17 protein-coding genes are annotated in these 20055 nt (G+C 69.6%); 6 read left to right on the forward strand and 11 right to left on the reverse strand.

Going from position 1 to position 20055, the window contains the following annotated elements:
• Window positions 1–55: 55 nt before the first annotated feature.
• The 4 genes from ACWPN5_RS07395 (at window position 56) to ACWPN5_RS07410 (ending at window position 4689) form a co-directional block, all read left to right on the forward strand.
• A complete protein-coding gene (locus tag ACWPN5_RS07395; RefSeq protein WP_247888389.1) occupies window positions 56–499 on the forward strand; it encodes a hypothetical protein in 444 nt (147 codons plus the stop codon).
• Between the two features lie 71 nt (window positions 500–570).
• Window positions 571–2082, forward strand: coding sequence for a multicopper oxidase family protein (locus tag ACWPN5_RS07400; RefSeq protein ID WP_492295058.1), 1512 nt, complete (start codon window positions 571–573; stop codon window positions 2080–2082).
• 224 nt (window positions 2083–2306) lie between these two features.
• A complete protein-coding gene (locus tag ACWPN5_RS07405) occupies window positions 2307–3338 on the forward strand; it encodes a polysaccharide pyruvyl transferase family protein (RefSeq protein WP_492295059.1) in 1032 nt (343 codons plus the stop codon).
• A gap of 73 nt (window positions 3339–3411) precedes the next feature.
• Window positions 3412–4689, forward strand: a complete 1278-nt coding sequence (locus tag ACWPN5_RS07410; RefSeq protein WP_492295060.1) for a hypothetical protein — start codon at window positions 3412–3414, stop codon at window positions 4687–4689.
• Here the strand turns inward: ACWPN5_RS07410 and ACWPN5_RS07415 are convergent.
• The 11 genes from ACWPN5_RS07415 to ACWPN5_RS07465 form a co-directional block, all read right to left on the reverse strand.
• Window positions 4652–5458 carry an ABC transporter permease gene (locus ACWPN5_RS07415; protein ID WP_492295061.1) on the reverse strand — a complete coding sequence of 269 codons (807 nt, stop codon included), beginning with the start codon at window positions 5456–5458 and terminating at the stop codon, window positions 4652–4654. The two genes, ACWPN5_RS07410 and ACWPN5_RS07415, sit on opposite strands and share 38 nt — an antisense overlap.
• Window positions 5459–5461: 3 nt before the next feature.
• Window positions 5462–6229: a molybdate ABC transporter substrate-binding protein gene (modA, locus tag ACWPN5_RS07420; RefSeq protein ID WP_492295062.1), complete on the reverse strand. Its 768-nt coding sequence runs from the start codon at window positions 6227–6229 to the stop codon at window positions 5462–5464.
• Between the two features lie 317 nt (window positions 6230–6546).
• On the reverse strand, window positions 6547–8052 hold the full coding sequence (locus ACWPN5_RS07425) for a tagaturonate reductase (RefSeq protein ID WP_492295063.1): 1506 nt from the start codon (window positions 8050–8052) through the stop codon (window positions 6547–6549).
• A 42-nt stretch (window positions 8053–8094) separates the two neighbouring features.
• The gene (locus ACWPN5_RS07430; RefSeq protein WP_145687427.1) at window positions 8095–9168 is read right to left on the reverse strand and encodes an aldose epimerase family protein; all 1074 of its coding nucleotides are present in this window, start codon (window positions 9166–9168) and stop codon (window positions 8095–8097) included.
• A gap of 226 nt (window positions 9169–9394) precedes the next feature.
• Entirely contained in the window at window positions 9395–10195 is an 801-nt protein-coding gene (locus tag ACWPN5_RS07435; RefSeq protein ID WP_145687424.1) for a MetQ/NlpA family ABC transporter substrate-binding protein, read from the reverse strand.
• A gap of 10 nt (window positions 10196–10205) precedes the next feature.
• Window positions 10206–10874 (reverse strand): methionine ABC transporter permease, encoded by a 669-nt coding sequence (locus tag ACWPN5_RS07440; protein ID WP_109072323.1) that lies wholly within the window; start codon window positions 10872–10874, stop codon window positions 10206–10208.
• Entirely contained in the window at window positions 10840–11904 is a 1065-nt protein-coding gene (locus ACWPN5_RS07445) for a methionine ABC transporter ATP-binding protein (protein ID WP_492295064.1), read from the reverse strand. Before ACWPN5_RS07445 ends, ACWPN5_RS07440 begins: the two co-directional genes overlap by 35 nt.
• Entirely contained in the window at window positions 11901–13571 is a 1671-nt protein-coding gene (locus ACWPN5_RS07450) for an acyl-CoA synthetase (RefSeq protein WP_492295065.1), read from the reverse strand. Before ACWPN5_RS07450 ends, ACWPN5_RS07445 begins: the two co-directional genes overlap by 4 nt.
• A 171-nt stretch (window positions 13572–13742) precedes the next feature.
• Window positions 13743–14522 carry a MetQ/NlpA family ABC transporter substrate-binding protein gene (locus ACWPN5_RS07455; protein ID WP_492295066.1) on the reverse strand — a complete coding sequence of 260 codons (780 nt, stop codon included), beginning with the start codon at window positions 14520–14522 and terminating at the stop codon, window positions 13743–13745.
• Window positions 14523–14595: 73 nt separating this feature from the next.
• Window positions 14596–14796: a hypothetical protein gene (locus tag ACWPN5_RS07460; RefSeq protein ID WP_014198188.1), complete on the reverse strand. Its 201-nt coding sequence runs from the start codon at window positions 14794–14796 to the stop codon at window positions 14596–14598.
• Between the two features lie 412 nt (window positions 14797–15208).
• Window positions 15209–16348 (reverse strand): c-type cytochrome, encoded by a 1140-nt coding sequence (locus ACWPN5_RS07465; protein WP_492295067.1) that lies wholly within the window; start codon window positions 16346–16348, stop codon window positions 15209–15211.
• Window positions 16349–16567: 219 nt separating this feature from the next.
• Between ACWPN5_RS07465 and coxB the strand changes: the two genes are divergently transcribed.
• The gene (coxB, locus tag ACWPN5_RS07470) at window positions 16568–17524 is read left to right on the forward strand and encodes a cytochrome c oxidase subunit II (RefSeq protein ID WP_492295068.1); all 957 of its coding nucleotides are present in this window, start codon (window positions 16568–16570) and stop codon (window positions 17522–17524) included.
• Window positions 17521–20052 carry a cytochrome c oxidase subunit I gene (gene ctaD / locus ACWPN5_RS07475; protein WP_492295069.1) on the forward strand — a complete coding sequence of 844 codons (2532 nt, stop codon included), beginning with the start codon at window positions 17521–17523 and terminating at the stop codon, window positions 20050–20052. The genes coxB and ctaD overlap by 4 nt, the downstream gene beginning before the upstream one ends.
• Window positions 20053–20055: the final 3 nt, after the last annotated feature.

Genomic DNA, 20055 nt, shown 5'->3' on the forward strand with positions numbered 1-20055 from the left:
GCGCGAATTAGCGCTTGACCTTCCCGCCGCTGGAAGGTGGAGACTGTGCGGTGTGATGCCGATGCAGCAACGGGAAACGGCGATGGCGCGGGGTGGATGCCCCCTTGGCGGGATGGCGCCGATCGGGCGGCTGGTGGCGGGGCTGCTCCTGCTCGCCGCGCTGGCGCTGTTCGCGCCGTCCGCCGCGCAGGCGCACGTTCATGCCGGCGCCCATGCTGGCCCCCATGCTCAAGGCCATGCCGCATCCTCGGCGCCGACGCCGGCCGTTGGGGTCTGGGTGGCCGATGCCGACCATGCGCCCCCGGCGGACGAGGCCTGCGCCGGCCGGAAAGGGCTGTCTTGTGGCGGGACTTGCCCGATGATGCTGTCGGGCATCGCCACCACAGCGGTTTTTCCGGCGCCGCCGCTCCGCGCGTCCGCGCGCTTCCGGCCGACCGGCCTGTTGCCGGAGGGAATCGGCCCGCCGCCCGCCCTCAGACCACCGCGCATGGCCGTTTGAGCGGACTTCATGCCCGAGCCGCGCCTTCGCGCGCCCTGGGCCGGCATTCCCCGAAAACGGATCATCGCATCATGACGAGTCTTCAGACCCGCCGCCGTTTCCTGGCGTCCGCGGCTTCGGCCGCCGCGCTGGGCGGCCTCTCCACCCTGATTCCCGCCGTCGCGCGGCAGGCACGGGCCGCGGCGCCCCTCCGCCTCGCCGTCGAGCGGCGCGTTCTTGAGGTGATGGGCAAACCCGCCTCCGTCTTCGGCATCCGCCAGCCGGACGGCACCTCCGGCCTGTTCCTCGATCCGGGGCAGCGTTTCCTGGTCGATCTGGCGAACCGGGCCGGGGAGGACACGGTCATCCACTGGCACGGCATGACCCCGCCCTACGCCCAGGACGGCGTGGCCGACGCGAACCGCCCGCTGATCCGCGACGGCGCCAGCCAGGGCTACGATTTCGAGCCGCGGCCGGGCACGCACTGGATGCATTCGCACCACGGCCTTCAGGAGCAGCTTTTGATGGCGGCCCCGTTGATCGTCCGCACCGCCGACGACCAGCGCGCGGACGCGCAGGAGGTCACCGTGCTGCTGCACGATTTCACCTTCAAGGACCCCGCCGAGGTGCTCGCCGGGCTGACTGGTGGCATGAATCACGGCGGCGGGCATGGAAGCGGCCACGGCGGCCATGGCAGCGGGCATGGCGGGGCCATGCCGATGATGGACCACTCGAACATGAAGGGGATGGGAGACATGAAGGGCATGGGCGGCATGACCATGGCCGCCATGGACCTCAACGACGTGGAGTACGACGCCTACCTCGCCAACGACCGCACGCTCGACGACCCGGAGGTGGTGAGTGTGGAGCGCGGCGGGCGGGTCCGGCTGCGGCTGATCAACGGGGCGACCTCGACGGCCTTCCACATCGACCTCGGCGCCCTCGACGGAACGGTGGTCGCGGCGGACGGCAACCCGGTGCAGCCGGTGAGCGGGCGGCGCTTCGGCATGGTCATGGGCCAGCGGCTGGACATCCTCGTCCAGCTTCCCGCCGAAGGCGGCGCCTTCCCCATCCTGGCGCAGCGGGAAGGGGAGCGCCAGCGCACCGGCATCGTCCTCGCCACCCCCGGCGCCGCGGTGGGCAGGACCGCCGGCCTTGCGGACGCCGCGGCCGGGCCGGTGGACCTGTCGCTGGAGCGGCGGCTGACGGCGCTCGACCCGCTGTCGGAGCGTCCGGTGGGGGCGGCCTTCACCATCCGGCTGACCGGCGGCATGGCCCCCTATGTCTGGACCATCGACGACCGCCCCTTCGGCGAGCACCGGCCGCTGACCGTCCGCAAGGGGCAGCGGGTCAGCATCACCATGGTCAACGAAAGCCCGATGGCCCACCCGATGCACCTGCACGGCCAGCATTTCCAGGTGACCGCGCTCAACGGGACGGCGCTGGCCGGGGCGGTGCGCGACACGGTGCTGGTGCCGATGAACGGGTCCGCCACCATCGCCTTCGACGCCGACAATCCCGGACGCTGGCCGCTGCACTGTCACAACCTTCTGCACATGGCGACGGGCATGATGACCGAATTGGTGTGCGAACAAACCATATGAACACGAAGTTTCCGGCGCGGCCCGACCGCGCCGGAACGGGTACCGCAAAAGCTCTGCGTCGATTCGGATGGATGAAACCGGCAAATTCAGGCGCATTCCTTTGGGAGCGAACTTTCACGCATCACTCCCATTCACATTGGACCGGGGCGTGTCACTTCTCTTCCATCTGCGGGGCCGGCAACCAATGTTCCGGGACCAATCTTCTGCGGGGGCGGCCATTGGCCATGGATACGTGGTGTTATGACGGCGGTGCCGGGGGGCGCGCGGCCGCCGGGTCTGGTGGTGGAGGAGCTGCCGCCGGTGCGGCGGACCTCTGGCTGGACCCGGACCTTGGGGCCCTGGAGGCGCTGTCGCTGCGGGTGCGGGATCTGGTGCTTCCGCATCTGGGCAGCGGGCCGGCCGTCTATGCGGACATCCCGGTCCATCTGAACGTCGGGGATCTGCTGATCAACCAGGGGGCGGAGACGCTGTTCGCCGACGGCGGCGTGGAGATCCGCGAGCGGGTGACGCTGGGCAACGCCCGGCGCCTGCTGCGCCGCCAGCGCGACGGGCAGGCGGCGATCCTGCTGCACGGCGGCGGCAATTTCGGCGACCTCTACCCCCATCACGAGACGTTCCGGCAGAAGGTGCTGGAGAGCTTCCCGTCCAGCCGCGTCGTGCTGCTGCCGCAGACCGTCTACTACCGCGACCGCGACCGGCTGCGCCACGACATGAAGCGCTGGGCGGCCCACCGCAATCTGGTCTTCATGGCGCGCGACGCGCCGTCGCTCGATCTGGTGCGGCCCTTTCTCGGGGAGCGGGCGATCCAGGTGCCGGACCTTGCCCATTACCTGACGCGCTACCCGACGCGGCTGACGCCGGTGCGCCCGGCCCACGACACCACCCTGCTCGTCATGGCCCGGCGCGACCAGGAATGCGCGGGGCGCCACTGGCTGCGCCAGGACTCGCCGGTCTTCGACTGGGAGGACCTGTGCGGTCCGGAGGACTTCGCCGGCTTTGCCCTGGCCGCCCGGCTGATCCGGTTGGACGACGCGGTGCCGCTGCCCGCCGACCCGCTGCGCGGCTGGTACCCCATCCGCGACCGGCTGGTCCGCAAGGCCGTGGCCCATTTCGGCGCGGCCAACGCCGTGGTCACCAACCGCCTGCACGGGATGCTGCTCGCCCTGATGATGGGGTTGCCGGTGCAGGTGCGCGACAACTCCTACGGCAAGCTGACCAACTACATCGACAGCTGGCTCGCCGATTGGAAACGCTGAGACCTCCGGGAACGTTTGCGCCCCGTATCCGTCTGTCATCCCGGAACACGGGCTGAAGAGGGCGTCGGCGGGCATGGCGGGCAACGGGGGGCTGCACATCGGGGTCGAGGAAACGGCGAGCGGCGGGCTGGTCCGCCGCACCGTCCTGCTGTCCGAGGACGGCACCCGCCGCCGGCACCGCGTCGTCTACGAATTCGAGGAGCCGGCCGGGACCGCGGCGGACCGGCCGATGGACGGGACGGTGATGGCCGTCCTGTTTCACGCCATGGAGCGGGGCCTTCCTGTCCATGTGCACGGGCCGCTGACCCGAACGGCGCTGCACAACATCGACGCGCTCCAGGGGGTGTGGCGACGCTGGCGTCCCGACCGCTACCGGACCGTCGAGATCATCCCGGAGAGGGTCGTCGACCGCAACGCGCCCAAGCCGGGGCGCCGGGCCATCGCCGCCTATTCCAGCGGGCTCGACAGCACCTTCACCATCCTGCGCCACCGGCTGCTCCTGCCGCCGGAGCGCCGCCACACCGTTGGCGCCCTGCTGATGGTGCATGGTTTCGACGTGGAACTGGACCGGGCCGAGGATTTCGAGCGGCTGGTCGAGCGCACCCGGCCCTTCCGCGATCTGGTCGGGCTGGAGCTGCGCGTGGTGCGCACCAACAGCAAGGAGCTGCATCTCCAGAACTGGCAGGACTCCCACGCGGCGGAGCTGGCGGCCTGCCTGCACCTCCACGAAGCGGAGTTCGAGTTCGGGCTGATCGGGAGCACCAAGCCGTACGACGCGCTGGTCATCCCCTACGGCACCACGCCGATCGCCGACCATCTGCTGTCCGGTGACGGCTTTTCCATCGTCCATGACGGCGCCGCCTATTCCCGGACGGAGAAGGCGGCGGCGGTCGCCGCTTACCCGGAGGCGGTGGGTTCCCTGCGCGTCTGCTGGGAGGGGGCGCAGCAGTTCCGGAACTGCGGCGTCTGCGAGAAGTGCGTGCGCACCCGAATGAACTTCGCCGCCGCCGGTGTGCTCGCCCCGGACTGCTTCGACGGGCCGCTGGACCCGAGCCGCATCGCCGGCATTCCCGTGCGCAACGAGCCGCAGGCGGCGGAACTCCGCTCCATCCTCGACTACGCCCGCCAGCACGAGGTCGAGGGGGAATGGCTGGAGCGGCTGAAGGAGCGGGTGCACGCCATCCAACCGGACTTCGGGCAACCCGATCCCGGTCGTCCCGAGCCCTCTCCCGTCCGGGCAATGAAGGGCGCCGCCGCGTCGCTGCGGCAGGCGGCGGTGGGACTGCTCGACGCCATGGAGCTGAAGCAGCCGCTCAAGCGGGTCCGCAACCGGCTGCGGACCCGCGGCTGACCCTGTCGTTCCGCTGCGCACCGAGCAGCCGCATCGCCACCAGCATCAGCAGAGCCGTCGCCAGAAGCAGGATGGCGCAAGCCACGGCGATGCCGGTCTCCCCGGTCGCGATGTTGAGGAAGACGGCCATGGGCAGCGTCTCGGTCTTCAGGCGCGTGGCCCCGGCGACCATCAGCGTGGCGCCGAACTCGCCCAGCGCCCGCGCCCAGGCCAGCACGGCGCCCGCCGCGACCCCCCGGGCGGCCAGCGGCAGCTCCACCCGCCAGAACACGGTCCACGGGGTGGCGCCCAGCGACTGCGCCGCGACGGCGTAGCCGGGGGCGACGGACCGGAAGGCCGCCGTTGCGGTGCGCACCACCACGGCGGTGGACACGAAGGCCAGGGCCAGCACCACGCCCGCGGGGGAGAACAGCAACTCCATCCCCAGCGCGGGAACCGGCCCGTTGCGCCCGAGCAGGAACAGCAGCCCCAGCCCGGCGACCAGCGGCGGCATGACCAGCGGCACGTCGAGCAGCGTGTCGAGCAGCACCTTCCCCGGAAAGCGCCGCCGCGCCATCAGGTAAGCCGCCGGCAGGCCGAGGGCCAGCGCGATCCCCAGCGCCGCGACCGAGGTCAGCGCCGACAGCCGCAGCGCGAACAGGGTCTCCGCCGCGGTCAGGGCGGTCCATAGATCGTCCAGGGGCAGGCGGGCGAGCAGGGCGCCCAACACGCCCGCGATCGTCAGCGCGACGATGGCGAGCGGCAGGGCCAGCAGGACGGTGAAGCCCATCCGTCACATCTTCGGGGCGGGCGGGAAGCCGAAGCGCTGGAAGGTGGCGAGGCCGGCGTCCGAGGCCAGGAAGTCGGCGAAGCGCTTGGCGGCGTCCGGCGCGGCGCTGGTCTTCAGCACGGCGACGGGGGCGTATTCGGCCTCGTACCAGTCCGGCGGGATGGCGAGGACGGACAGCTTGCCGGGATTCTGCGCGGCCTCCGACGCGCCGATGATGGCGGCGTCGACGTTGCCGTCCAGCACATAGAGAGCGAGCTGCTTCACGGTCGCGGCGCGGACGGTGACGTTGCGGCGGATCGCCTCGCCCTGGCCGGACTTGTCCAGGATGTCCTCCGCCGTGCGGCCCAGCGCCATCGCCTGCGGGTCGCCGAGCCCGACGCGGACGCCCGGCTTGGCGAGGTCGGCGAAACCGCGGATCGCCTCGGCCTTGCCCGGCGCCACGGCCAGCACGGGGCCGTGCACCACCAGCACCGTCAGGTCGGCGACGGCGTCCAGCTCCTTCAGCTTGTCGGTGTAGAAGGTCGTGCCGGGGATGAACAGGTCGCCGGCCTTCGTCTCGGTGAAGCGGGCGAGAAGCTGGCCCGACCCGCCATACTCGGCCGTCACGGTGATCCCGGTCTCCTTGCGGAAGTCCTCGATCAGCGCCTCGACCGGCGGGCGGAGGCCGGCGCCGACATAGGCATGGAGGTCCTGGGCGGCGACCGCAGCGGTCTGGGTGGCGGTCTGGAGGGCCAGCAGCCCGAAGGCAAGGGCGAGGGCTTTCAAACGCATGGGCACGGTTCCTTCGGTTCGTTGCGGAATGGTGACTCGCCCGACGCTGTATCGATTCGGATACTGCGCTGGCGGGACGCTGTCAACAGGCCGTTGTACGCGAAGGTATATAGCGGTTGTGGATATGGGACGTTCCCCTCTCCCCCTGGGGAGAGGGTTAAGGGTGAGGGGGTTGCGCTCATGCCGGACGTACCGCCACGCGCATCCCCCTCACCGGCCCTCCGGGCCACCCTCTCCCCGCCTTCGGCGGACCGAAGGTCCGCCTGTCGCGTCAGCGCAAACTTCGTTTGCGCGTGAGCGGAGGGGAGAGGGTTAAATCAGCTCACCAACGCTTCCAAAGCGCCGCGCATGCCGCGCTCCTCGATCACCGCCAGATGAACGGCGGTGCGGTGGGCCAGACCGGGGATGCGGGTCAGGTCCTCGCCCCACAGCGCGGCGTTGGACAGCACGGCGTCCACCAGCGCCGCCGGGTCGCCGCCATGGGCGGCCCAGGCGCCGGACAGCGCCGCCAGCACCGCCGCGTCGTCGCGGATCGGGTAGGGGCCGGCGTCGCGGTTGCCGGTGCAGGCGCCGTCCGCCGTCCGCGTGCCCTTGTAGAAGCGCAGCAGGGCGGCCAGCGAGAAGGACAGGCCGTCCGGCGCCTCGCCATGGGCGGCGGCGTAGTCCTTCAGGCTGGGCAGCACGCGCACCTGCCACTTCGACACCGAGTTCAGCGAAATCGCGATCAGCTCGTGCCGGATGTAGGGGTTGCCGAAGCGCTCCATGATGGTGCGGGCGTAATCCTGGCGCTCGGGGTCCGGCAGGGGCACGAAGGGGACGATTTCCCCGAACATCACCGTGTTCAGGTAGGCGGACAGGGTGGCGTCGTCCATCATGCCCTTCACCGTGTCCACCCCCGCTACGAAGGCGGCGAGCGCGCCGGCGGTGTGGGCGCCGTTCAGGATGCGCACCTTGCGCGTGCGGTAGGGCTGCAGGTCGTCGGTCCAGACCACGTTCAACCCGGCCCTGTGCAGCGGGAACTCCTCGGCCAGGGCCGCCGGGCCTTCGATGACCCAGACGTGGAAGGGCTCGCCGGCCACGGCCAGCGGGTCCTCATAGCCCCATGCGGCGGCGAGCGCCGCGGCCTCGTCGCGCGGGTAGCCGGGGACGATGCGGTCGACCAGCGTGTTCAGGAAGTGGTTGTGCGCCTCGACCCAGGTGGTGAAGCCGGATTCCAGGCCCCAGCGTTTGGCGTGGGCCAGGACGATCCGCTTCAGCTTGGCGCCGTTGGCCTCGATCAGCTCGCAGGGCAGCAGGACGAGGCCGCTCTCCGGCGTGCCGCCCAGCGCGGTGAAGCGGGCGTGCAGCAGCGCCGCGACCTTGGCCGGGAAGCTCTGCTGGCTGGCGCCGGGGGTGTAGGGTTCCGCCACGTCGGCGATGCCGGCCTCCGTCGTGTTGGACACCAGGAAGCGCAGCGCCGGGGACGTGGCGAGGGCCAGCATGCGGTCCCACTCCGCATAGGGGTTCAGCGCCTCGGACACACAGCTCACCACCCGGCGGGATTCGACCGCCGCGCCCCGCTCGATGCCGCGCAGCAGGACGGTGTAGAGCCCCTCCTGCGCGGTCAGCGGGCCGGCGACGCCCTGGTCCAGCGGCTGGGCGACGGCGACCCCGGCGCTCATCAGCCCGGCGCCGTTGGCGACGTCCACCATCCAATCGACGAAGCCGCGCAGGAAGTTGCCGTCGCCGATCTGAAGGACGGTGACGGGCAGCCGCGGGGCGCCCGCCGTGTGCGCCACATCGAAGGCGCCGGCGGCGAGCGGGTCACGGGAGAGAAGAGGCATGACGGAGGGTCCTTTGAAAATCGGAAGGCGCTGGCGGGGCGTTCAGGCGATGCCGAAGCGGTAGACGATGCGGCCCGCGTACCATTGGCCGGGGGCCAGCGCGGTGGAGGGGAAGGACGGGATGTTGACGGCGTTGGGGAAGTGCGACGGCTCCAGGCAGAAGGCGCTGTGCCGGGTGTAGAGCGTCCCGCCCTTGCCCAGGTCGCGCGGCGTCTGGCCATCGAGGAAATTGCCGGTGTAGACCTGCAGGCCGGGTTCGGTGGAGAGGACCTCCAGCACCCGTCCGCTGCCCGGATGGAGGACGCGGGCGTGCAGCCCCAGCGCGCCCTCCGGCTTGTCCACCGCGTAATGCAGGTCGTAGCCCTTGCCGAGCGCCAGCATCGGATGGTCGGCGCCGATCCGCGCGCCGAAGGCGGCGGGGCTGCGGAAGTCGAGTGGGGTGCCGGTCACGTCCACCAGCTCCCCGGTGGGGACGGCGGTGGCATCAAGCGCCAGATAGCGGCCGCCGTTGACCGTCGCCACATGGTCGAGGATGGAGGACCCGGCGTCGCCCGACAGGTTGAAGAAGCTGTGGTCGGTGAAGTTCGCCACGGTCGCCTTGTCCGCCGCCACGGCGGTCCAGGCGATGGTCAGGGCGTTGTCCTCGTCCAGCGCATAGACCAGCCGGACGGGCAGGGTGCCGGGAAAGCCCTCCTCCCCGTCCTGGAAGACGTGGGTCAGCTCCAGGCTCGTCTCGTCCAGTTGCCGGGCGGCGAAGGTGCGGAAGCGCGAGCCGCGCTGGCCGCCGTGCAGCGTGTTGGGCGGCGCGTTGACGGCGGTGCGGTGCTCCACCCCGCCCAGCGTGAAGCGTCCGCCGCCGATGCGCCCGCAATAGCGCCCGATGAAGGAGCCCATGGAGGGCTGGCCGGCCATCGTCTGCTCCAGCGTCTCGTAGCCCTGCACCACGTCGCCGAGGGCGCCGTCGCGGTCGGGCGCCAGGATCTGGACGATCTTGCAGCCGTAATTGGTGATGCGCACGGCCATGCCCCGGCGGTTGCGCAGGGTGAACAGGTCGGTCGGCGTGCCGTCGATGGTGGCGCGGAAATCCTCGCGCCGGAGGTCGGCATAAGGCGTCATGGCGTGGGTGCCCCTTGGACCGGAGGATGCCGGAAGGATATTGGATATATTAATATATCAGTTATGAGGGCGAAAGGGGGAACCGGAGCCCATGACCAAAGCGGGCGTTTTTGCCGCAGGCGGAGCGCTTGAGCGCGATGAGGAGCACGCCAAAACGGAAAAGCCCCGGTCCGTTGACCGGACCAGGGCTTCTCCAGGACGTTGGAAGGGCTGTCCTACCCGGCGGTTACCAGGCCGGGACCACCGCGCCCTTGAAGCGGTCGAGGATGAACTGCTTCACCTCGTCGCTCTGGTACACCTTGACCAGCGTGGCGACCCACGGCTTGTCCTGGTCGGCCTTGCGGACGGCGATGACGTTGGCGTAGGGGCTCTCGCTGGCCTCGCGGGCGATGGCGTCCTTGTTAGGGTCCAGGCCGGATTCCATGGCGAAGTTGGTGTTGATGACCGCCACGGTCACGTCGTCCAGCGAGCGCGGAAGCTGGGCGGCGTCCAGCTCCAGGATCTGCAGCTTCTTCGGGTTGTCGGAAATGTCGAGCGGCGACGCCTTCAGGCCGGCGCTCTCCTTCACCTTCAGCAGCCCCTTGGCCTGGAGCAGCAGCAGGGCGCGGCCACCGTTGGTCGGGTCGTTGGGGATGGAGACCTTGGCGCCGTCGGGCAGCTCGTCCAGGCTCTTCACCTTCTTCGAGTAGACGCCCATCGGGAAGATCACCGTCTTGGCGACGCTGACCAGCTCATAGCCGCGGTCCTTCACCTGGTTGTCCAGGTAGGGCTGGTGCTGGAAGGAGTTGGCGTTCAGGTCGCCCTGGGCCAGCGCCTGGTTCGGGATGACGTAGTCGGAGAACTCCAGAACCGTCAGGTCGAGGCCCTCCTTGGCGGCCAGCGGCTTGACCTTCTCGAAGATCTGGCCGTGCGGGCCGGGGGTGACGCCGATCTTCAGGGCTTCGGCCGACGCGCCGACGGCGGTCGCCAGGGTCGCGATGCCGGCCACCAGACCAAAGGCCGCGCCGAGCACACGGGTACGGACCATCTCCAACTCCTCAGGACTTCAGGTTGCGTTTGTTGACGCGGCGGGCGATCCAGTCGCCCGTCGATTGAACGATCTGCACCAGCACGATCAGCACGACGACCACGGCCAGCATCACCTCCGGCAGGAAGCGCTGGTAGCCGTAGCGGATGCCGAGGTCGCCCAGGCCGCCGCCGCCCACGGCACCCACCATGGCCGAATAGCCGATCAGGCTGACCACCGACAGGGTCAGGCCCAGCGCGATGGCGGGCATCGCCTCCGGCAGCAGGACCTTGCGGATGATCTGGAAGGGCGTGGCGCCCATGGATTGCGCCGCCTCGATCAGGCCGCGGTCGACCTCGCGCACGGCGCCCTCGACGATGCGGGCGATGAAGGGCACGGCGGCGACCGTCAGCGGCACAATGGCCGCGGCGGTGCCGATGGAGGTGCCGGCGATCAGGCGGGTGAAGGGGATGATCGCCACCACCAGGATGATGAAGGGGGTGGAGCGCGTCATGTTCACCAGCACGCCGGCGATCCGGTTGAAGGCAAGATTCTGCAGCAGCTCCCCCCGGCCGGTGACGGCCAGGAGCACGCCCAGCGGAAGGCCCAGCGCCGTGCCCAGGAGGCCCGACACCGCCACCATGTAGAGCGTGTCGAGAAGCGCCTTAAACAGCAGCGCGTAGATTTCCGGGGACAGCATGACCGAGCACCTCGACACCGAGCTTGTTGACGTTCAGGAGGCTGATGGCCGCCTCGATGGACTGCGGGTTGCCGATGGCCTCCACCACCAGCGTTCCGAAGGGCGCGCCCTGGATCTCGTCGATCTGGCCGTGCCAGATGTTCAGGTCCAGGTTCAGCTTGCGGCTGATCGCGCTGATCACCGGGGAGGTCGCGCGTTCGCCGGTGAAGGTGATGCGCAGCACCATGTTCGACCCCGGCACCGGCGTCGGCGACAGGCGGGCGCGCAGACTGTCCGGGATGCCGCGGTTGATGACCGGATCGACGAAGGTCTTCGTCGTCTCGTGCTTGGGGTGCGCGAAGATGTCGAAGACCGGCCCCTGCTCGATGATCCGCCCGTTCTCCATCACCGCCACCTTGTGGCAGATCTCCTTGATGACGGCGATCTCGTGGGTGATCAGGACGATGGTCAGCCCCAGCCGCTTGTTGATGTCGGCCAGCAGGTGGAGGATCTGGGTCGTCGTCTCCGGATCGAGGGCGGAGGTCGCCTCGTCCGACAGCAGCACCTTGGGCTTGCTGGCCAGCGCGCGGGCGATGCCGACGCGCTGCTTCTGCCCGCCCGACAGCTCCGCCGGGTAGCGGTCGCGCTTGTCGGTGAGGCCGACGAGGTCGAGCAGCGGCTCCACCGTCTCGCGGATCTGCGCCTTCGCCACCCCGGCCAGTTCCAGCGGCAGGGCGACGTTGTCGAACACCGTGCGCGAGGACAGCAGGTTGAAGTGCTGGAAGATCATGCCGATGCTGTGCCGCGCCTCGCGCAGATCGCGCGGCGACAGGGCGGTGACGTCCACCCCGTCGACCAGCACGCGGCCCGAGGTCGGCTTCTCCAGCAGGTTCACGGTGCGCAGCAGCGTGGATTTGCCGGCGCCCGACCGGCCGATGATGCCGTAGATCTCGCCGCGCCCGATGGTCAGGTCGATGTCGGCGAGCGCCTGGACCGGCTGGCCGGTGCCGCGGGACGGGTAGGTTTTCTGAAGCTGTTCGAAGGTTATCATACGCTCTTGGCCTCCCGACGCGCGCCCAGATCGCGGGCCGCGTCGCGCAGGACGGTCTTCTGGATTTTACCGGTCGATGTCTTCGGCAGATCGCTGAACACAACGGTGCGCGGCACCTTGTAGTGCGCAATGCGGTCCCGGCACCATTGAATTATGTCGGACTCAGAGGGGCGCGCCGCGCCGGGCTTCACCGTCACGAAGGCGCAGGGGCTCTCCCCCCAACGGTCGTCGGGGCGGGCGACCACGGCGGCCTCCAGAACGGCGGGATGCCGGTACAACGCTTCCTCCACCTCCAGGGACGAGATGTTCTCGCCGCCGGATATGATGATGTCCTTGCTGCGGTCCTTCACCTCGATATAGCCGTCGGGATGCAGCACGCCCAGATCCCCGGTGCGGAACCAGCCGTCCTTCAGCGCCTCCTTCGTCGCCGCGGGGTTCTTCAGATAGCCCTTCATCACCGTGTTGCCGCGCAGCGCGATCTCGCCGATGGTCTCGGCGTCGGCGGGAACCGGCCGGCCGGTCTCGCGGTCGAGCACGGTGGCGTCCTCCACCGCGACGTGGTTCACCCCTTGCCGCGCGAATTGCAGGGCCAGCCCGTCGGCGTCGAGATCCTCCCATCCCTCCTGCGGGGCGCAGACGGTGGCCGGGCCGTAGCATTCGGTCAGCCCGTACATGTGCACCACCTCGAAGCCCAGCGCCGCCATGCCGGCCAGGACCGCGGAGGGCGGGGCGGCGCCGCCGGTGCCCACGATGACCCGGCGGGGGGCGGGGCGCCGCACCGGTGCCGGGGCGTGGATCAGCATGTTCAGGACGATCGGCGCGCCGCACAGATGGGTGACGCCCAGCTCCGCGATGGCGTCGAAGATCGCCGCCGGCTCCACCCGGCGCAGGCAGACATGGGTGCCGCCCGCGGCGGTGACCGCCCAGCTGTAGGTCCAGCCGTTGCAATGGAACATCGGCAGCGTCCACAGGAAGACGCTCTCCGGCCGGACGTTCAGGGTAAAGGCGTTGCCCAGCGCGTTCAGATAAGCGCCGCGGTGGTGGTAGACGACGCCCTTGGGATTGCCGGTGGTGCCGCTGGTGTAGTTCAGCGCGATGGCCTGCCACTCGTCGTCCGGCCCGCGCCAGGGGGCGGGGTCGGCGGCGGCGAGGAAGTCCTCATACTCCACGGCCCCCAGCGACGGCGTGTCGGGCGCCTGCTCGTCGGCGATCTCCACCAGCGTGACGGGGCGCTCCGTCCGGGTGAGCGCCGCCTTGGCGACCGGCGACAGCTCGCGGTCCACGATCAGCAGCTTCGTCTCGCTGTGGTCCAGGATGAAGGCGATGGCCGCGGCGTCCAGCCGGGTGTTCAGCGCGTTCAGGACCGCGCCGGCCAGCGGCACCGCGTAATGGGCCTCCAGCAGCGCCGGGACGTTGGGCGCCAGCACCGACACCGTGTCGCCGCGCCTCACCCCGGCCCGCAGCAGTGCCCCGGCGAAGCGCCGCACCCGGTCGTGGAACTGCGCGTAGGTGATGGTCCGGCAGCCATGGACGATGGCCGGCTTGTCCGGATAGACCTTCGCCGCGCGTTTCAGGAAGCTGAGCGGGCTGAGCGGGACGTGGTTCGTGGGGTCGGGGGCGAGACCGCGGTCGAAGATCGAGGCGGTGCGGCTGAACGGGCCGGTCATGACGGAGCTTCCTGAAAAGAATCACTTTCGCAATTCCCTCTCCCCTCCGGGGAGAGGGGCAGGGTGAGGGGGTTGCGCGTGGCGCCACGTCCGGCAAAAGCACAACCCCCTCACCGGCCCTCCGGGCCACCCTCTCCCCGGAGGGGAGAGGGTTATGACAACCGGCGGCGCTCACCAAGTTGGGATGATGGTGCCGTTGAAGCGCGTGTTGATGAAGTCGCGCACCTCGGCGGAGCGGTACAGCTCGATGAAGCGCTTGATCGCCGGGTCTTCCGCGCGGTCCTTGCGGACGGCCCAGACGAGGTGCCATTTCGACTGGTCGTCCTCCAGAACCAGGGCGGTCTTCGGGCTCAGGCCCGCCAGGACCGCGTAGTTCAGCGTGATGACCGAGGCGTCCACGTCGTCCAGCGACCGCGGAAGCTGGGCGGCGTCCAGCTCGACCAGCTTGATCTTCTTCGGGTTGGACGCGATGTCGGCGATGGAGGTGTTCAGGCCCGCCCCGTCCTTCAGCCCGATCACCCCGGCCTTGGCCAGCAGGAACAGCGCGCGGGCGCCGTTGGTCGGGTCGTTGGGGATGGAGACGCTGGCCCCCTCCTTCAGGTCGGCCAGCGACTGGACCTTCTTCGCGTAGATGCCCATGGGCACGACGATGCTCTTGGCGACCGGCACGATGTCGTAGCCGCGCTGCTTGATCTGATTGTCGAGGAAGGGCTGGTGCTGGAAGTTGTTGGCGTCGATGTCGCCGGACTGGAGGGCGGCGTTGGGCATGTTCCAGTCAGTGAACTCGATGACCTCCGCCTTCAGGCCCTCCTTGGCGGCGATCTTCGCCGTGTAGTCCAGGATCTCGCCATAGGGGCCGGCGGACACGCCGAGCTTCAGGGCCGCGGCGCCGGCGCCGGTGGAAACGGTGAGAAGGGCGGCGGTGACAATGGACGTCAGAAAGGCTTTCACGGAACGGGTCCTTTATCGGCGGTGTGGAATATTGGGATCGGGCGCGGGATCGGTGTGAAATGTGGGCGCGCGATCAGCGCCGCCGCACGCCGGAGCGCCGGGCCGCCAACTGTTTGGCGGCACGCTCGGCCTGTCCGACGTTGCGGAAGGTCTTGCGGTCCAGGTCCTTGAAGGACCAGTCGGACACGAAGAAGGTGAAGCCGCCCTGGCCGGCGACGACGATGCCGGCGGACCGGCCCTGGACCTCAATGGCGTAGGCGTTGGACGTGCTCATGACGGTGTTCTCCCTCGGCCCGCGGCGCTGCGGCGCGCGGGTTTCATACGGATCGGATGCTGGACGGGACGGCTTGGCGCGCTGAGGTCAGCGGCGACACGAGGCGTTGCGCATTCGGCAACACAGGCCCGTCACGGTGCCGGTCCGATCGGATGGGGAGGGGTTGGTCATCATGGTCATTCCGGTCACTCCTTTCAGAGTTCCACGACCGGTATCGTGGCGCTTTAGCGTTTGGTGACGCGGCGCAAGCTGGCGATCAAATTGCCGCGGGGCGCCCCCCTTGGGCGTCCGGCTTTTTATCTACAATGTGAGTGGTCATTCGGTCAAGGCAGAAAGTGAATTGGTTTTGTGAAAATACACATATAGCTATTTATTCTTGTTAATTAGTCGCCGCTGCCATGATGGCCGGGCCTCACCGCTGGCCGTCTTCGCGCGCCGTCTCCCGCGGTCGGCTCTGTGCGTAGTGCAGCGACAGGGCGCGGATCTGTTCGTCCGTCAGGTTGCGCACGGCGGCACCCATGATCCGGGACAGCGGCGTGTCGCCGTGCGCGTCCCTCTGCCAGAGGCGGAGCTGGTCGGCGATGTAGCTCGCATGCTGCCCGTCGAGGCGGGGGTAGCGCGGGTCGCGGTCCGCGCCGTGGCAGCCGGAGCAGGCCGGCACCCCGGTGTCGCGGTCGCCGGACTCGGCCAGCCGGGCGCCCAGTTCCAGCAGGGCCGGATCGGCGTCGGCGGGCGGGGGCGGGTAGGGCGCCGTCTGCCCCGCATAATGGTCGGCGAGGCCGCGCAGGATCGGCTCGTCCAGCCCGGCGGCCACCGGCTGCATGATGCCGCTGTGCCGCCCGCCCTCGGCGTAGGCCTTCAGCGCGTGGAAGAGATACGCGGCGTTCTGGCCCGACAGGCGGGGGAAGGCGGCGGCGCTGTCTCCGGGGCCGCCCCCGGCGCCGTCATAGCCGTGGCAGCGCGCGCAGTTGTCCAGCACCTCGCGGGCGGAGCCGTCCAGCATCGCCAGATCGCTCAGCGCCGAGCGGTCGCCGTCCGGCTGCGTCTCCCCGAAGGCCAGACGGCGGTATTCCTCGGCGCTCATGCCGTCGAGCCGGCGCAGGAAGGCGGCCACCGCCCAGGGCTCGTCGTCGCGCGCCTGCGCCGGCCAGGCGGGCATGCCGGCGTATTTGATGCCGTTGTAGGTGATCCAGTAGAGCTGCTTGTCCGTCCAGTCCCCGGCATGGCCCGGCAGGAAGGGCGGGGCTGGCAGCATGTGGCGCGAGATCGGGTTGCGCCCGACGTCCGGCGCGCCGTGGCAGGGGGCGCAGCCGTCCTCGTAATGGCCGGCGCCGCGCCGGATCAGCACCGGGTCGTCCAGGTCGGGCGGATCACTCACGAAAGCGGCGTGCGTCTCGATGGAGCTGCGCATCGCCATGCTGAAGAACCAGTGGACCGGCGGCCAGTGTTCCTTGCTGGCGGCGATGCTGTAGAGCCCCGACCAGGCGAACAGGAAGCCCCCCACCGCTTGGGCGCCCAGAACCAGCCCGATGATCGTCAGAACTCTGCGCATGGATGGGACGCTCCGCCGGTTGTTGGTGTTCGTCCCCGAATGAATGCTCCCCCGCCGACCGAAGTTCCGGCGGAACCTGCGGCCTTGCCGTGAGTTTAGCCGTGCAACGACGACGCCCGCCGCCGCGGGCCAACGCCGCGAGGGGGGTGCATGGACCGCAGGTCTGGCCGCAGCGAGGGACGCAGACGGAGTTGGCGGGGAGCGGCCCTGGCCGGCGGAATGGGGCTCCTGGCGGCCTGCGAACGGGGGCCGCAATCCGCGCTCCACCCCGCCGGACGCAACGCCGAGGCAATTCTCGACCTGACGCTGATTCTCGTCGCCGGGGGCGGGTTCATCTTCCTTTTCGTCATGGCCCTGGCGGGGTACGCCGTCATCGCCCGGCCGGAGCGCTTTCCCGGAAGCCGCGCCTGGATCATCGGCGGCGGCCTCGTCTTTCCCATCGTCACGCTGACCGCGCTCCAGGTCTACGAGTTCGCCGTGGCTCGGCAATTGTCGGACACCGGTGGGGTGGAGCCGCTGCGCATCGAGGTCACCGGTTACATGTGGTGGTGGGAGGTCCGCTATCCCGACGTGAGGGTGGAAGGGGGTGAGGTTCTGCGCACCGCCAACCGCCTCGTCATCCCGGCCGGGCGGCCGGTGGAGGTGGTGGTGACCGCGGCGGACGTCATCCACAGCTTCTGGGTGCCCAGCCTGGGCGGCAAGATGGACATGATCCCCGGTCACGAGAACCGGCTGATCCTGGTCGGGGAGCGGCCCGGCACCTACCGCGGCCAGTGCGCCGAGTATTGCGGCGCCCAGCACGCGCTGATGGCCTTCGACGTGGTGGTGGAACCGCCCGACCGTTTCGAGAAGTGGCTGGCCGCCGAGCGCCGTCCCGCCGCCGAACCCGACGGGCCGCAGCGTGTCGCCGGGCGCGACGCCTTCCTGCGCGCCGGCTGCGGGTCCTGCCACACGGTGCGCGGGACGCCGGCCAACGGGGCGGCCGGGCCGGACCTGACCCATGTCGGCGGGCGCGGCGCGCTGGCCGCCGGGACGCTGCCCAACACGCCGGAGGCCCTGGCCGGCTGGATCGCCGGGGCGCAGCACATCAAGCCGGAGAACCGCATGCCGTCCTTCCCGATCCTGGACGGCGACGATCTGCACGCCATCGCCGTCTGGCTGGAGAGCCTGAAATGACCCCGCCGCTCGACGATGCCGCCCTGCCCAACCGCCTGCCGCGCCCGAAGGAGGAGCTGGAGGCGCTGAAGCGCGCCTGGAAGCCGACCTCCGGCCTCGGCCTGCTGAAGGAGGTGAACAACAACATCATCGGGGTGATGTACATCGCCACGGCGCTGCTGTTCTTCGTCATCTCGGGCACGCTGGCGCTGGTCATGCGGACGCAGCTCGCCGTGCCGGAGAACGACGTGCTGGGGCACAGCCTCTACAACCAGTTCTTCACCGTGCACGGCACGGGCATGATGTTCCTGTTCGCCGTGCCCATCGTCGAGGCCATCGGCGTCTTCCTGCTGCCCTCCATGCTGGCGGCGCGCGACCTGCCTTTTCCGCGGCTGTCGGCCTTCGCCTTCTGGGCCTATCTGTTCGGCGGGCTGGCCTTCTTCTGCTCGCTGATCTTCGAGGTGGCGCCGGACGGCGGCTGGTTCATGTACCCGCCGCTGACCAGCATGAAGTTCTCGCCCGGCATCAACGCCGATTTCTGGCTGCTCGGCATCGGCTTCATCGAAATCTCGGCCATCGCTGGCGCCATCGAGATCATCGTCGGCATCCTGCGCACCCGCCCGCCCGGCATGACGCTGGACAAGATCCCGGTCTACTGCTGGTCGATGCTGGTCATGGCCGGGATGATCGTCTTCGCCTTCCCGGCGGTGATCATCGCGACCGCGCTGCTGGAGATCGAGCGCGCCTTCGACTGGCCCTTCTTCATCGCGGAGCGGGGCGGCGACCCGCTGCTCTGGCAGCACCTGTTCTGGTTCTTCGGGCATCCGGAGGTCTACATCATCTTCCTGCCGGCGGCGGGGCTGGTGTCGATGATGGTGCCGGCGCTGGCGCAGCGGCCGCTGGTCGGCCACGACTGGGTGGTGGTGGCGCTGGTCGGCACGGGCTTCTTCAGCTTTGGCCTGTGGGTGCACCACATGTTCGCCACCGGCATCCCGCCGCTGAGCCTGAGCTTCTTCTCCGCCGCCAGCATGGCCGTGTCGGTGCCCGCCGGAATCCAGGTCTTCGCCTGGATCGCCACGCTGGGCAAGGGGCGGCTGCAATGGACGGTGGCGACGTGGTTCCTGCTGGGCTTCCTGTTCATCTTCGTGGCCGGCGGCCTGACCGGCGTGATGGTGGCGGTCATCCCCTTCGACTGGCAGGCCCATGACAGCTACTTCGTGGTGGCGCACCTGCATTACGTGCTGATCGGCGGCATGGTCTTCCCGGTCTTCGCCGGGCTGTATCACTGGTGGCCGACGATGAAGGGCACCATGCTGTCGGAGCGGCTGGGGCGCTGGGCCTTCTGGATGATGTTCATCGGCTTCAACGTCGCCTTCTTCCCCATGCATGTCAGCGGCCTGATGGGCATGCCGCGGCGCGTCTACACCTACCCGGGGGATCTCGGCTGGAACGTCCTGAACATGGTCTCGACCGTCGGGGCCTTCGTGATGGCCTTCGGCGTCCTGCTGGTGCTGATCGACATGGCGCGCGACGCCTTCGGCCGGGGCCGCCCGGCGCCGGAGAATCCGTGGAAGGCGGGAACACTGGAATGGATTCCGAACGACAATTACGCGACGCGCAGCATCCCGCACGTCCGCTCGCTCTACCCGCTGTGGGACAACCCCAACCTGTCGCGCGAGGTGCAGGAGGGTGCCCATTACCTGCCCGGCGCCCCGACCCGGCGGCGCGAGACCATCGTGACCAGCCCGATCGAGGCCCGTCCCCAGTATCTGATGCCGATGCCCGGCCCGCACTGGAGCCACTTCCTCGCCGGGCTGTTCACCGCCGCCCATTTCATCTGTCTGGCGGTGCAGCTCTACTGGGTGTCGCTGGTGCCGGGGGTGCTGGCCATCGCCTCGGTCTTCTGGTGGGTGTGGAGCCTGGACAAGGGCGCCGATCACCCGCCGCAGGACGTCGGCGGCGGCTGGCGGGTGCCGGTCTATCTCCAGGGGTCGGAGAACCATTCCTGGTGGGGGACGGCGGTCCTGCTGCTGGTGGACGGGACGGCCTTCGCCTGCCTGTGCTTCACCTACGTCTTCCTGTGGACGGTCAGCCCGGACGTCTGGCCGGTGGGCACGGACGCCCTGCCGGGGCTGGGGTGGCTGTTCGGCGAGGCGGGGCTGTGGGTCGTGGCGGCGGGGGCGATGCTGCTGGCGAGCCGCGCCGTGTCCCTCAACCGCTCCTGGGCGATGCGGGGCGCCCTGCTCGCCGGTCTCCTGCTGATGCTGGCCGCCGCGGTGGCCGAGCCCTACAACCGCATCGGCAGCGGCCTCGTGGCGTCGGAGAGCGCCTATGGCGCCATCGTCTACATGCTGGCCTCCTGGCAGGTCTTCCACGTCGTGATCCTGGTCCTGATGACCGGCTTCACGCTGGCCCGCTCCTTCGCCGGGCGGCTGCACGCGCGGCGCCGCGTTACCTTCGACAATGTGATGCTGGTGTGGCTCTACACCTGCGGGCAGGGGATCGTGTCCCTCCTGCTGGTGCATCTGTTTCCGCGTCTGGCCGTGTGAGGT

This window comes from Azospirillum sp. UENF 211521 (assembly GCF_058780535.1).